This window comes from Pseudomonas sp. SZ57 (assembly GCF_009495975.1).
Taxonomy (GTDB): Bacteria; Pseudomonadota; Gammaproteobacteria; order Pseudomonadales; family Pseudomonadaceae; genus Aquipseudomonas; species Aquipseudomonas syringae.
Genome location: NZ_WIBD01000010.1, coordinates 160,828 through 175,065, shown reverse-complemented (window position 1 = coordinate 175,065; position 14,238 = coordinate 160,828). Strand labels below are relative to the sequence as shown.

Genomic DNA, 14,238 nt, shown 5'->3' with positions numbered 1-14,238 from the left:
CGGCCGGCTCAGGCCACCGGCCGGAGTCGCTTAAAAAAGCCGGTTGAGGCCATCGTATGCGGCTACCCGATAGGCTTCGGCCATGGTCGGGTAGTTGAACGTGGTGTTGACGAAGTACTTCATGGTGTTCGCTTCACCCGGCTGACTCATGATTGCCTGACCGATGTGCACGATCTCGGACGCCTGGTCGCCGAAGCAATGCACGCCCAGCACCTCGAGCGTCTCGCGGTGGAACAGGATCTTCAGCATCCCGACCCGCTCACCGGAAATCTGCGCACGCGCCATGCCCTTGAAGAACGCCTTGCCCACTTCGTAAGGCACTTTGGCCTGCGTCAGTTCGTGTTCGTTCTTGCCGATCGAGCTGATCTCGGGAATGGTGTAGATCCCGGTCGGCACATCGTTGACATAACGCCAGCTGCCATTGTCGACCATGCTGCCCGCTGCCGAACGACCCTGGTCGTAAGCCGCACTGGCCAGGCTTGGCCAACCAATCACGTCGCCGGCGCCATAGACGTTGGAAACGCTGGTGCGGTAGGTCTCGTCCACTTCGATCTGACCACGGCCGTTGGCCTTCAGACCGATGTTCTCAAGACCCAGCTTGTCGGTGTTGCCAGTACGGCCGTTGCACCACAGCAAGGCATCGGCCTTGATCTTTTTGCCGGACTTGAGGTGCAGGATAACGCCGTTATCCAGACCTTCGACCTTCTCGTACTCTTCGTTGTGGCGAACCATCACGTTGTTGTTGCTGAAGTGATAGCTCAGCGCCTGGGAAATTTCCGAATCCAGGAAGCTCAGCAACTGGTCACGGTTATCCACCAGCTCGACCAGCACGCCAAGGCCGCTGAAGATCGAGGCGTATTCGCAGCCGATCACACCGGCGCCATAAATGATCAGCTTGCGCGGGGTATGGCCCAGGCTGAGGATGGTGTCGCTGTCGTAGATACGCTTGTGACTGAAATCGATATCGGCCGGCCGATAAGGGCGCGAACCGGTGGCGATGATGATCTGGTTGGCCACCAGCTTTTCCACCACACCGTTGGTGCAAACCACGTTGATGCTGGTTTCGTCGGCAAAACTGCCAGTGCCGAAGAACACGTCGACGCGATTACGGGCGTAGTAACTGGTGCGCGAGGCCACTTGCTTGGAGATGACCATTTCGGCGTTTTTCAACACATCCGGAAACGAAAACCAGCGCGGCTCGCCGATGGCACGAAACATGGGATTGGTGTTGAACTGAATGATCTGCTTGACCGAGTGACGCAGGGCCTTGGACGGAATGGTGCCCAAATGGGTGCAGTTGCCACCCACTTGCCGACGGCTGTCGACCATGGCGACCTTGCGCCCCGCCTTGGCGGCGTTCATTGCCGCGCCTTCTCCGGCAGGGCCGGAACCCAGTACCACTACGTCGTAGTTGTAGACAGCCATGCGTACTCCTTTAAACAGACCGAGGCGCCACTCTGGCATCTCTGGCTAAATCACGCGGCGCAGTCTAGCGCTGCACCGAGGCGGCGAACATTAACCCTTGGTCGCGTCGAAGGCCAATTTTTGTCTGCACCTGGCGCCAGTGACCGGCTGATCCGGCCCGCTGACTTATCGCGGCTGCTCCACAACCAAACGATCAAACGACGCGTTGCTGCGGATGATAAAGCGCTTATCGGCACGAATCACAAAAAAAGCAGGGATTTTATGTTCTTGCGCATAATTCCAGCCGCGCTGCGGGCCGAGAATCAACAGCAGGGAGGACAGACCGTCGGCCATCAGCGCCGAGGGATGAATGACGGTCACCGACGCCAGGCCGTGGCTGATCGGCTTACCGGTCAAGGCATCGAGCGTATCGGAAATGCGCCACCCGTCATGGTCGATGTAACGCCGAAAGTCCCCCGACGTAGACACGGCGTAGCCTTCGAGCGGAAATACTTTTTGCGTGACAGTGCCATCATCGAGCGGCGCGTCCAGGGTCACCCGCCAGGGCGAGCCGTCGGGCTTGAGCCCGCTGACTTTCAGCTCACCCGTAGCCTGCACCAGATAATCGTGCAAGCCGAGCGCGTCCATCCGTTCGCTGATGCGATCTACCGCATAGCCGGCGGCGATGCTGTTGAGGTCCACTTGCACGGCGGCACTCTTGCACAACCGGTCGCCGACGATGCGCAGGTTGCGATAACCGACCAGCGTCTGGGTCCGGGCCAGTTGCCGCACCAGCGGCATCTGCTCGAACAGCATATGAGGCCCCAACCCCCACAGGTCCATCAACGGCTTGACCGTCAGGTCGAAGGCACCGTCGCTCTCCTGCGCCAACTGTTCGCCTACGCCGATCATTTTCAAGACCGGTTCCGGCATCACCTGGCAGCTATTGGCAGGCAATGCATTGAAGCGCTCGATATCCGAATCCGTGCGCCAAAGCGACATCTGCTGATCGACCTCGTCCAGAATCGCTTCAACCTGCGGACGCACAGCCGCAGGCTCTGGCTGCCCGGAAGCGCGCGCATACACCACAGAATAATGGCTGCCCATGGTCGGCCCACCAAAGCTTTCCAGCTTGCGCGCCTGACCACAACCACCGCACACCAGCAACACGAGGCACCCTGCAACCTTGCCAAACCTATGCAAACCCATGCCCCGCACTATAAAAAACCTTCAGAGTGACTTGCTGCCATTGGCGAACAAGACAGAAAAGCGTCCATAACCTGCTCTGACACCCAGTGAACCGGCCCGATAAAACGCCGATCGGCATATTGAGTGGTCGAGGGCCACTTATGCTCCCTGCGTGCTCTGTCTATTCATCAGATTTCATCAAGTTTCATCAAAATGACAGGCCGCACGATCTCAATTGTCTTGACCTGTCAAGCGTCAGTTAACTGATAGCAAATCGCCGAAACGGTTGTTTTTGAGCCCTGTTACACATACTGTTACAAGTGCGCATCGCCAGTTGCACACACGAAATGGCGATGCGAACGGGATAAAAACGACAACGGACTCCAAGCCGACGAGCCTGAGCGAGTAACTAAATGGCCTCCACAACAAGTAAGGGCAAAGCGATCTTTCGCGTTGTCAGCGGTAACTTCCTCGAGATGTTCGATTTCATGGTCTACGGCTTCTATGCCACGGCCATCGCAAAAACCTTCTTCCCTTCCGACAGCGCTTTCGCTTCGTTGATGCTGTCGCTGGCGACCTTCGGCGCAGGCTTCCTGATGCGTCCGCTGGGCGCGATCTTTCTCGGCGCCTACATCGACCGTCACGGGCGTCGCAAAGGGCTGATTATCACCCTCGCGATGATGGCAATGGGCACTCTGTTGATTGCCTGCGTGCCGGGCTACGCCACATTGGGTGTCATCGCTCCCTTGCTGGTGCTGCTCGGTCGTTTGCTGCAAGGTTTCTCGGCGGGTGTGGAACTGGGTGGCGTTTCGGTGTATCTGGCTGAAATCTCGACACCGGGCCGCAAAGGCTTCTTCGTCAGCTGGCAGTCCGCCAGCCAACAGGCCGCCGTGGTCTTCGCCGGCTTGCTGGGCGTGGGTCTGAACCATTGGCTGAGCCCTGAGCAGATGGGCGAATGGGGCTGGCGCGTGCCGTTCCTGATCGGCTGCCTGATTGTGCCGGCCATCTTCATCATCCGTCGCTCACTGGAAGAGTCACCAGAGTTCGAAGCTCGCACGCATCGCCCGACACTGCGTGAAGTGGTGCGCTCCATCAGCCAGAACTTCGGTCTGGTGCTGGGCGGCATGGCGCTGGTAGTGATGACCACCGTGTCGTTCTACCTGATCACCGCCTACACCCCGACCTTCGGCAAGAACGAACTGAACCTGACCGACCTGGAAAGTCTGCTGGTGACGGTCTGCGTGGGCGTGTCCAACTTCATCTGGCTGCCGATCATGGGTTCGTTCTCCGATCGCATCGGCCGCAAGCCGCTGCTGATTGCCGCGACCGTGCTGGCCATCGCCACTGCCTACCCTGCCCTGTCGTGGCTGGTCGCACACCCCAGCTTCGGCAATCTGCTGATGGTCGAGCTGTGGTTCTCGTTCCTGTACGGCTCCTACAACGGCGCGATGGTCGTGGCGCTGACCGAGATCATGCCGGTCGAAGTCCGCACCACGGGTTTCTCGCTGGCCTACAGCCTGGCGACCGCGACCTTCGGCGGCTTCACCCCGGCGGCCTGTACTTACCTGATTCACGAATTGGGTAACAAGGCAGCGCCTGGCATCTGGCTGACTGGCGCAGCAGTACTGGGCCTGGTGGCCACGCTGGTGCTGTTCCGCAAGGGCGGGCAAAAGCTTGAAGCGCCTGTGGCGGCTTCCGCCAGCTGATCGATCGCTGCATCGCAAAAGAAAACCCCGGCTCGAGCGTCTCTCGGCCGGGGTTTTGCGTTTTCAGACCTTGCGTTTCCAGGGACGAAAGCTGAGCCAGAGCAGCACGCCTGGCAACTGCAGGGCAATCATGAGGCCCAACGACCACTGGTAGGCCTCGAGCGAGTGACCGGCGCCCTGGGACGCTGGCCATAGATTAAGTACGACTCCCATCAACCACTGGAGGAAAAACGCCAGCACGAACACCACCAGATTGAATGAAGAACTCACCCTGCCCGCCAGTTCCGGTGATACCGATTGCGCCACAATGGCGTAGTTCATGGTCGTCGAGGTGCCGAAAAAGCTGAAGCCCATGGCAATCAGATAGGGCGATACTGGCAAGCCGCTGGTCATCAGCGCCTGAAAACCGATAAAGATCAGCATACCGGTGCCACAGATCATGATTGGCTGCACGCCGAACCTGCGCAGATAATCGGTGATCGCGCCGAACGTCAGGGACCCCGCCACCATCGCGATAGCTCCGAACAACAGCACATTGGCCATTCCAGAATCACTCAAGCCGGCCATATCGCGTAGCCACGGCCCCATCCACAGCGACAGGACCGACATGTAGATGGCGTGCGCGAACACCGAGTACAACGCCAGACGCCAGAACGTCCACGATGAATACAGTTTGCCGACCGCGGCAAACATATCGCTGTAGCGCGTTTTTTTGCTCTCGTAGGCTTTGGGAACGCTGAGGTGTATGACCACCGCCACACAAAAGGTCAGCAGCGCCAGAACCAGAAACGCCTCTCGCCAGGTCAACCAGCTCAGCAGTGCATGCAAAGGCGTGGTCGACGCCATCGCGCCCAGCCCGCCGATCGACAGCAGGCAGGCGGTACTCAGCGGCAAACGCTCGACCGGCAACCAGATGGCGCACGCCTTGATCGCACTCATCAGCGAACCTGCCACCCCCAGGCCGATCAGGCCACGCCCGATCAACAACCCGGTCTCGGTGCTGGAAATACTGAAAATGACCGAACCGGCGACCGCGAACAGCAGCATCGGCGCCTGAACGCTGCGTGGCCCATAGCGGTCCAGCATCACGCCAAGCGGAATCTGTGCGGCCGCGAAGGTCAAAAAATACACGCCAGTCAGCAAACCCAGACTGCTGGCGGGCAAGCTCAGGTCGGTTTGCAGGTCGCCGTAGATCACTGCGTTGACGGTACGAAACAGGTAGGAAACGAAATGCCCCAGCCCGAAGGGGATGAAGATCGTCAGAAACAGCAGGAAGAAGCTGCTTTTGAGGGGGTGTTGCGAACCATCCAGAGCCGAACTGCTCATCCTTGATACTCCATCGTCCAGAAAATCTGCGCGTGACAGATTCTCATGGTCAGCCACAAAACAAAACGGGCCGAAGCCTGCCTGCGCAGGATTCGGCCCGTTTATCTGCTGCCCCGGTCAGACCGGGCAGCCCAAGCGTTCAACGTTTACTGCGGGAAAGCTGGCGGATTGACGTCTGCCATGTCTTCCATCACGCGAACCACCTGGTGGCTGTAACCGAATTCGTTGTCGTACCAGACGTACAGCACAACGCGGTTGTCGTTGACGATGGTGGCTTCGGCGTCCACCACACCGGCGTGACGCGAGCCGACGAAGTCAGTGGAGACCACTTCCTGCGAGTTCACGAAGTCGATCTGCTTGTGCAGGTCCGAGTGCAGCGCCATGTAGCGCAGGTACTCGTTCATTTCTTCGCGAGTGGTCTGCTTCTCAAGGTTGAGGTTGAGAATGGCCATGGACACGTTCGGCGTCGGAACACGGATCGCGTTGCCGGTCAGCTTGCCGGCCAGCTCAGGCAAGGCCTTGGCAGCAGCGGTAGCCGCACCGGTTTCGGTGATGACCATGTTCAACGCAGCACTGCGACCACGACGGTCGCCCTTGTGGAAGTTGTCGATCAGGTTCTGGTCGTTGGTGTACGAGTGAACCGTTTCGACGTGACCGTTGGTGATGCCGAACTTGTCGTTGACCGCCTTGAGCACCGGAACGATGGCGTTGGTGGTGCAGGAGGCCGCCGAGACGATCTTGTCGTCCGCAGTGATTTCACCGTGGTTGATACCGTGCACGATGTTCTTCAGCTTGCCCTTGCCCGGCGCGGTCAGGACCACGCGGTCGATGCCCGGGCAGGCCAGATGCTGACCCAGACCTTCGGCATCACGCCATACACCGGTGTTGTCCACCAGCAGAGCGTCCTTGATACCGTACTGGGTGTAATCCACCTCGGACGGGTTCTTGGCGTAGATCACCTGAATCAGGTTGCCGTTGGCGGTGAGCGTGCTGTTGGCTTCGTCGATGGTGATGGTGCCATCGAACGGACCGTGAACCGAGTCACGGCGCAGCAGGCTGGCGCGCTTGACCAGATCGTTTTCCGCGCCCTTGCGGACCACGATGGCGCGCAGACGCAGGCCGTCGCCACCACCGGTCTTCTCGATCAGGATCCGCGCCAGCAGGCGACCGATACGACCGAAACCGTACAGCACGACATCGGTGCCCTTGCGAGGGCTGGTGCCCTGCTGACCCACTACACTGGCCAGCTCCTCACGAACGAACTGCTCTGGCGTACGGCCATTGCCTTCGGTCTTGAACTTCACCGCCAGCTTGCCCAGGTCCACCGAAGCGGCACCCAGCTTGAGCTCGCTCATCGCCTTGATCAGCGGGAACGTCTCGTGTACGGACAACTCAACCGCATCGGACTGACGATGACGCGCAAAGCGGTGAGCTTTGAGAATCGCGATGACTGAACGGTTGATCAGGCTACGGCCATAGATCGAGCTCACCACATTATTATTGCGGTAGAGCTGACCGATGAGCGGGATCATCGCTTCGGCGAGAGCTTCACGATCAATCCATTCACCAAGACACTGGTCGGGCTTCTGAGTCACGGGAACCTTCCACATGTAGGGGCTGAAAAAAGGGGCTACATTATGACCGCGCCTTTGTTTATGAGCAATGCACGGCTGTCATATCGACGCGCACTACATAATTTTCGCCCGTAAACACTCGGTAATACTCCGGAAAACTGACAGCCACCACCTTCCCCCGTTACAATCGCCGCCCCTGTTGCAACGCCTGGAGCCCGACCTTCCCGTGCCAGTTCTGCGTCTACCGCATCTTTCTGCCGCTGCAGGCAAACAACACTGGGGCAATCTTCCCGGTGCCACACTGAGCCTGGCCATTGCCGAAGCCGCCAGCGCGGCCAAGCGCTTCACCCTGCTCCTGACCGCCGACAGCCAAAGCGCCGAGCGGCTCGAGCAAGAACTGAAGTTTTTTGCGCCTACGCTGCCGGTTCTGCACTTCCCGGACTGGGAAACCCTGCCCTACGACCTGTTTTCGCCGCACCAGGACATCATTTCCCAGCGTATTGCCAGCCTTTATCGCCTGCCGGAACTGGAGCATGGCGTTTTGGTAGTCCCCATCACCACCGCCCTACACAGGCTGGCGCCGACCAAATTTCTGCTCGGCAGCAGCCTGGTGCTGGATGTCGGCCAGAAGCTCGATGTGGAAGCCATGCGTACGCGCCTGGAAGCCAGCGGCTACCGGTATGTGGACACGGTCTACGAACATGGCGAGTTCACCGTGCGCGGGGCGCTGATCGATCTGTTCCCGATGGGCAGCAAGCTGCCGTTTCGTATCGACCTGTTCGACGATGAAATCGAAACGCTGCGCACCTTCGATCCGGACACCCAGCGCTCCATCGACAAGGTCGAGTCGGTGCGCCTGTTGCCCGCCCGTGAATTCCCGTTGCAGAAAGAAGAAGTCACACGCTTCAAGGCGCGCTTTCGCGAGCGCTTCGACGTGGACTTCCGGCGCAGCCCGATTTTCCAGGACTTGAGCAGCGGCATCACACCTGCAGGCATCGAGTACTACATACCGTTGTTCTTCGAGGAAACCTCGACGCTGTTCGATTACCTGCCGCAGGACACCCAGGTGTTCTCCCTGCCGGGCATCGAACAGGCTGCCGAGAACTTCTGGAACGACGTGCGCAATCGCTATGAAGAACGCCGCGTCGACCCTGCCCGGCCGCTGTTGCCGCCCGCAGAATTGTTTCTACCGGTAGAAGACTGCTTCGCGCGCCTGAAAAACTGGCCGCGCGTGGTCGCCAGCCAGCAGGATGTCGACGCCGGTGCCGGACGCGAGCGCTTCCCGGCGCAGTCCCTGCCGGACCTGTCCATCGAAGCCAAGGCCACTCAACCACTGGCGGCCCTGTCGAATTTTCTGGATGATTTCCCCGGTCGCGTGCTGTTCACCGCCGAGTCCGCCGGACGCCGGGAAGTGCTGCTGGAGCTGCTCGAACGCCTCAAGCTGCGCCCCAAGACCGTCGACAGCTGGCTGGATTTCGTCGACGGCAAGGACCGGTTGGCAATCACCATCGCGCCGCTTGACGAAGGCCTGCTGCTGGAACAACCAGCCCTGGCGCTGATCGCAGAGAGCCCGCTGTTCGGCCAGCGCGTCATGCAGCGCCGTCGCCGCGAAAAGCGCACCGACGGCGGCAACAACGACGCAGTCATCAAGAACCTTACCGAGCTGCGCGAAGGCGCGCCGGTGGTGCACATCGATCATGGCGTAGGTCGTTATCTCGGGCTTGCGACCCTGGAAGTCGAAAACCAGGTCGCCGAATTCCTGATGCTGGCCTATGCCGAAGACGCCAAGCTGTACGTCCCGGTCGCCAACCTGCACCTGATTGCCCGTTACACCGGCAGCGACGACGAAACCGCGCCGCTGCACCGCCTGGGCTCGGAAACCTGGCAGAAAGCCAAGCGCAAGGCTGCCGAGCAAGTCCGTGACGTGGCCGCCGAGCTGCTGGATATCTACGCGCGTCGCGCAGCCCGCGAAGGCTATGCGTTTGCCGACCCGAAAGCCGATTACGCGACCTTCAGCGCAGGCTTCCCGTTCGAAGAGACACCGGATCAGCAAACCACTATCGATGCCGTGCGCGCCGACATGCTCGCGCCCAAGCCGATGGATCGTCTGGTCTGTGGCGACGTGGGTTTCGGCAAGACCGAAGTGGCCATGCGTGCCGCCTTCATCGCCGTGCATGGCGGGCGTCAGGTGGCCATTCTGGTGCCGACCACCCTGCTCGCCCAGCAACACTACAACAGCTTCCGCGACCGTTTCGCCGACTGGCCGGTGACCGTCGAAGTGATGAGCCGCTTCAAGTCGGCCAAGGAAGTCAACGCTGCGGTTGCCGATCTGGCCGAGGGCAAGATCGACATCGTCATCGGGACGCACAAGCTGCTGCAGGATGACGTCAAGATCAAGAACCTCGGTCTGGTGATCATCGACGAAGAACACCGGTTTGGCGTGCGCCAGAAAGAACAGCTCAAGGCGCTGCGCAGCGAGGTCGATATTCTGACCCTGACCGCAACGCCGATCCCGCGCACCCTGAACATGGCCGTGTCGGGCATGCGTGATCTGTCGATCATCGCCACGCCACCGGCGCGCAGGCTGTCGGTGCGTACCTTCGTGATGGAGCAGAACAAGCCGACCATCAAGGAAGCCCTGCTGCGCGAGCTGTTGCGCGGCGGTCAGGTCTATTACCTGCACAACGACGTCAAGACCATCGAGAAATGCGCCGCCGACCTGGCCGAGCTAGTGCCGGAGGCGCGTATCGGCATCGGCCACGGGCAGATGCGCGAGCGCGAACTCGAACAGGTGATGAGCGACTTCTACCATAAGCGCTTCAATGTGCTGATCGCCTCGACCATCATCGAGACCGGCATCGACGTACCGAGCGCCAACACCATCATCATCGAGCGCGCCGACAAGTTCGGCCTGGCCCAGCTGCACCAGTTGCGCGGTCGCGTCGGGCGCAGTCACCACCAGGCCTATGCCTACCTGCTGACCCCGCCACGCAAACAGATTACCCACGACGCCGAAAAGCGTCTGGAAGCGATTGCCAACACTCAGGACCTGGGCGCGGGCTTCGTGCTCGCCACCAACGACCTGGAAATCCGTGGCGCAGGCGAACTGCTCGGGGACGGCCAGAGCGGTCAGATCCAGGCGGTGGGCTTCACCCTGTACATGGAAATGCTCGAGCGCGCGGTGAAGTCGATTCGCAAGGGCGAGCAGCCCAATCTCGATCAGCCGCTGGGCGGCGGACCGGAAATCAACCTGCGCGTGCCGGCACTGATCCCCGAAGCCTACCTGCCGGATGTGCACACGCGCCTGATTCTCTACAAGCGCATTGCCAACGCCGCTGACGAAGAGGCCCTCAAGGACCTGCAGGTCGAAATGATCGACCGCTTCGGCCTGCTTCCGGAACCGACCAAGAATCTGGTGCGTATCACGCTGCTCAAACTGCACGCCGAACAGCTGGGCATCCGGAAAATCGATGGTGGCCCGCAGGGTGGCCGTATCGAGTTCGCGGCCGAGACGCCGGTTGACCCACTGACCCTGATCAAGCTGATCCAGAGCCAGCCCAACCGCTACAAGTTCGAAGGTGCCACGCTGTTCAAATTCATGGTTCCCATGGAGCGCCCGGAAGAGCGCTTCAACACGATCGAAGCGCTGCTTGAGCGCCTGACCCCGAAAACTGCTTGAAGGATTCACGCATGCTTCTGTTTCGTTCATTGATCCTGCTGCTGACGCTGATCGCGCCGGCAGCGTTCGCCGATGGCCTGTATCACGTCGAGATTCTGCTGTTTCGCCAGAACGGCGAGCCGGCCTCGACCCGCCAGCTTGTACCGGAAAACTGGGACAAAGGCGCACAGAAGATCGACGCGAACGATGAACGAAGCCCCGCGCTCAATGACCTGGCGAGCAAACTGCAAGGCAGCGGCAACTATGAAGTGCTGATGCAGCGCGCCTGGCAGCAGAGCATCGGCACCGAACCGGGCAAAGTCGCCATCACCAGTGGTGAAGAGCGGCTTGGGCACTTCCCGATCGAGGGCACCGTGAGTCTGGCGATGGCACGCTTCACCGATATTGGTGCACAATTCTGGGTCAACCAGCTGGACCCGCATGGCGTGGTCATCAGCAGTGAACGATTGAAGCAGACTGCCAGGGTAAAGAACGGTGAGCTGACCTATCTGGACAATGGCAACCTCGCGTTGCTGATCAAGGTTTCTCCTCTTTGATCTTTACGTACGCAAGGGACGCCCAGGCGTCCCCTTTCTTTTTGAGCATCGCTGCGGCGTAGGGCTTTTTAAAACTTGTCGTCCATTCTCGAAAAAGTCCTGGCTGCGGCCTGGACAGACCTATTCCACGAGCGAACGCTTGAGCGAGGGCGCGACTACGCCCGGCAAAAACGCATCGTGCTGGAAGACTCCAGCCCGCAGATCATCCGCACCGCCTGTCGGGGCTCGGGCCTGGAAATCTATACCCAGACGCTGCTGTTCAAGGACCCCGATCGCTACAAGAACTACCTGACCTGCAAATGCACTTGCCCGGTTCGCAACGATTGCAAGCATTGCGTGGCCGCCCTGCTGTTTCTGCAGGACCCGCACAACCGTCCGCTGCTGCAGGCCGCACTGGCCTCGCACCAGCAAGAGCCGGAAAAGCCCGTCGAGCAGAAGCCCAGGCTGCCGGAGCGCCTGATCGATGACCTGCAGCCACGGCCCAGGCTGATTCTGGCCAGCATCGAGTTCAGTGCCTACGAGCCGCGCAACGGGCGCATGCAGCGGCACATTCAGCACCGTGCCGCGCTGGCCTTTGCCTACGGCAAGCATTACGCGGTCGGCACCACCAACGTGAGCATTCTGGTCAGTTCGCTGGGCAGCGATCTGGTGAACCAGAAAAGCGACATCATCGAACACACCGACACCGAAACCCTGCGCATCCGTCGTCAGGGCGAACGGGAGCGGCAGTTGCGCCAGGAACTGGCCGATCTGGGCTTCAAGGTTGCCACCCGGCAAAGCAAGGCACTGCCCGACAGCGCCGGTGACATGTACGAACTGCCCAACGACAAGGCCTGGCTGCATTTCGTCCTCGATGACCTGCCGCGGCTGCGCGAGCAAGGCTGGGAAATCGACATTCAGGAAGAGTTCGGTTTCGACGTGACGCCGGTGGAAGACTGGTACGCGGTCATCGACGAAGAGAACGAACGCGACTGGTTCGACCTGGAATTGGGCATCATCGTCAACGGCGAACGCCTGAGCCTGTTGCCGATCCTGATCAACCTGATCCGCAGCCATCCCGAACTGATGAGCCCGTCGGCCGTGGCCAAGCGCGGCGACGAAGAACAACTGCTGGTGCAGCTCAATCACTTCACGCAAAGCGGCGGCAGCCCGGTACAGATCGCCCTGCCCTACGGCCGGCTCAAGCCGGTACTGGCGACACTGGGTGACTTCTACTGGCGTCAGGAAGGCAACAACGCGCTGCGCATGAGCAAAGCCGATGCCGCGCGCCTTACTCAGCTCGAAGACCTGCCGCTGACCTGGCAGGGCGGCGACCGCCTGCGTCACTTTGCCGAACGCCTGATCAATATCAAGGACGCGCCGGTCAGCCTGCCCGACGGGCTGAACGCCACGCTGCGCCCGTATCAGCTGGAAGGCCTGAGCTGGATGCAGTCGCTGCGCGAGCTGGAAGTCGGCGGCGTGCTGGCCGACGACATGGGCTTGGGCAAGACCCTGCAGACCCTGGCCCACCTGCTGATGGAAAAACAGGCCGGACGCCTCGATCGCCCGGCACTGGCGGTCATGCCGACCAGCCTGATCCCCAACTGGCTGGACGAGTCCGAGCACTTCACCCCGGACCTCAAGGTGCTGGCACTGTATGGCGCCAACCGGCATCAGGACGCCGGCAACCTTCAGGATTACGACCTGATCCTGACCACCTACGCTTTGCTGCCACGGGACCTGGAGCTGCTCGAAAAACAGCCCTTCCACGTGCTGATTCTCGATGAAGCGCAGTACATCAAGAACCCCAACAGCAAGGCCGCCCAGGCCGCACGCAACCTCAACGCCCGTCAGCGTCTGTGCCTGAGCGGCACACCGCTGGAAAACCACCTGGGCGAGCTGTGGTCGCTGTTTCACTTCCTGATGCCCGGCTGGCTGGGCAACAGCAAGGAATTCAACAGCAACTACCGCACCGCCATCGAAAAGCATGGCAACCAGGACCGCCTGCATCACCTCAATGCGCGTATCAAGCCGTTTCTGCTGCGTCGCACCAAGGAACAGGTCGCGACCGAACTGCCGCCCAAGACCGAGATCATCCACTGGGTCGACCTCAACGACGCCCAGCGCGATGTGTACGAAACCGTACGCCTGGCGATGGACAAGAAGGTCAGGGACGAAATTACCCGCAAAGGCGTGGCACGCAGCCAGATCATCATTCTCGAAGCGCTGCTCAAGCTGCGTCAGGTCTGCTGCGACCTGCGCCTGGTCAATCAGGACATGCCGGTCAACAGCAAACAGGGCACCTCGGGCAAGCTCAACAGCCTGATGGAGATGTTCGAAGAACTGCTGGCCGAAGGTCGCAAGATTCTGTTGTTCTCGCAGTTCACTTCGATGCTCAGCCTGATCGAGGAAGAGCTCAAGCAGCGCGGTATCGCCTACGCCCTGCTGACCGGCTCGACCCGCGATCGCCGTACACCGATTCATGACTTCCAGAGCGGCAAGCTGCCGATTTTCCTGATCAGCCTCAAAGCAGGCGGCACCGGCCTCAACCTGACCGCCGCCGATACGGTGATCCACTACGACCCGTGGTGGAACCCGGCAGCGGAAAATCAGGCGACCGACCGTGCGTATCGTATCGGCCAGGACAAACCGGTGTTCGTCTACAAGATGATCGCGCGCGGCACCGTGGAAGAGAAAATCCAGCGCCTGCAGCGGGAGAAATCAGCGCTGGCCTCGGGCGTGCTCGACGGGCGCACCAGCGGCGACTGGAAACTGCGCGACGAAGACCTGCAGGCCCTGTTCGCGCCACTGCCCGCTGCGCCGAAGAAAACCCGCAAGTAAGCCCG

The 14,238-nt window shown here is 60.5% G+C and carries 8 protein-coding genes; 4 read left to right on the top strand and 4 right to left on the bottom strand.

What is annotated here, in order from left to right; all coding sequences use genetic code 11:
• Positions 1 to 30 precede the first annotated feature (30 nt).
• Together sthA and GE543_RS13135 are read right to left on the bottom strand one after the other, a co-directional pair.
• Positions 31 to 1,425 (bottom strand): Si-specific NAD(P)(+) transhydrogenase, encoded by a 1,395-nt coding sequence (sthA, locus tag GE543_RS13140; RefSeq protein WP_003436620.1) that lies wholly within the window; start codon positions 1,423 to 1,425, stop codon positions 31 to 33.
• A gap of 165 nt (positions 1,426 to 1,590) precedes the next feature.
• Positions 1,591 to 2,613: an FAD:protein FMN transferase gene (locus GE543_RS13135; RefSeq protein ID WP_153221611.1), complete on the bottom strand. Its 1,023-nt coding sequence runs from the start codon at positions 2,611 to 2,613 to the stop codon at positions 1,591 to 1,593.
• A gap of 392 nt (positions 2,614 to 3,005) precedes the next feature.
• On the opposite strand from GE543_RS13135, the gene GE543_RS13130 reads away from it, so the two are divergent.
• The gene (locus GE543_RS13130; protein WP_003415899.1) at positions 3,006 to 4,298 is read left to right on the top strand and encodes an MFS transporter; all 1,293 of its coding nucleotides are present in this window, start codon (positions 3,006 to 3,008) and stop codon (positions 4,296 to 4,298) included.
• Between the two features lie 63 nt (positions 4,299 to 4,361).
• Here the strand turns inward: GE543_RS13130 and GE543_RS13125 are convergent, their stop codons facing one another.
• Entirely contained in the window at positions 4,362 to 5,624 is a 1,263-nt protein-coding gene (locus GE543_RS13125) for an MFS transporter (RefSeq protein WP_103688187.1), read from the bottom strand.
• Positions 5,625 to 5,770: 146 nt separating this feature from the next.
• Entirely contained in the window at positions 5,771 to 7,234 is a 1,464-nt protein-coding gene (locus tag GE543_RS13120; protein ID WP_003315085.1) for a glyceraldehyde-3-phosphate dehydrogenase, read from the bottom strand.
• A 190-nt stretch (positions 7,235 to 7,424) separates the two neighbouring features.
• Between GE543_RS13120 and mfd the strand changes: the two genes are divergently transcribed.
• The 3 genes from mfd to GE543_RS13105 all read left to right on the top strand — a co-directional run bounded on the left by mfd (position 7,425) and on the right by GE543_RS13105 (position 14,233).
• Positions 7,425 to 10,877 carry a transcription-repair coupling factor gene (gene mfd, locus GE543_RS13115; RefSeq protein ID WP_016567723.1) on the top strand — a complete coding sequence of 1,151 codons (3,453 nt, stop codon included), beginning with the start codon at positions 7,425 to 7,427 and terminating at the stop codon, positions 10,875 to 10,877.
• Positions 10,878 to 10,888: 11 nt separating this feature from the next.
• Positions 10,889 to 11,413, top strand: coding sequence for a CsiV family protein (locus GE543_RS13110; RefSeq protein ID WP_153221610.1), 525 nt, complete (start codon positions 10,889 to 10,891; stop codon positions 11,411 to 11,413).
• A gap of 75 nt (positions 11,414 to 11,488) precedes the next feature.
• Positions 11,489 to 14,233: a DEAD/DEAH box helicase gene (locus tag GE543_RS13105; RefSeq protein ID WP_003415893.1), complete on the top strand. Its 2,745-nt coding sequence runs from the start codon at positions 11,489 to 11,491 to the stop codon at positions 14,231 to 14,233.
• Positions 14,234 to 14,238 lie beyond the last annotated feature (5 nt).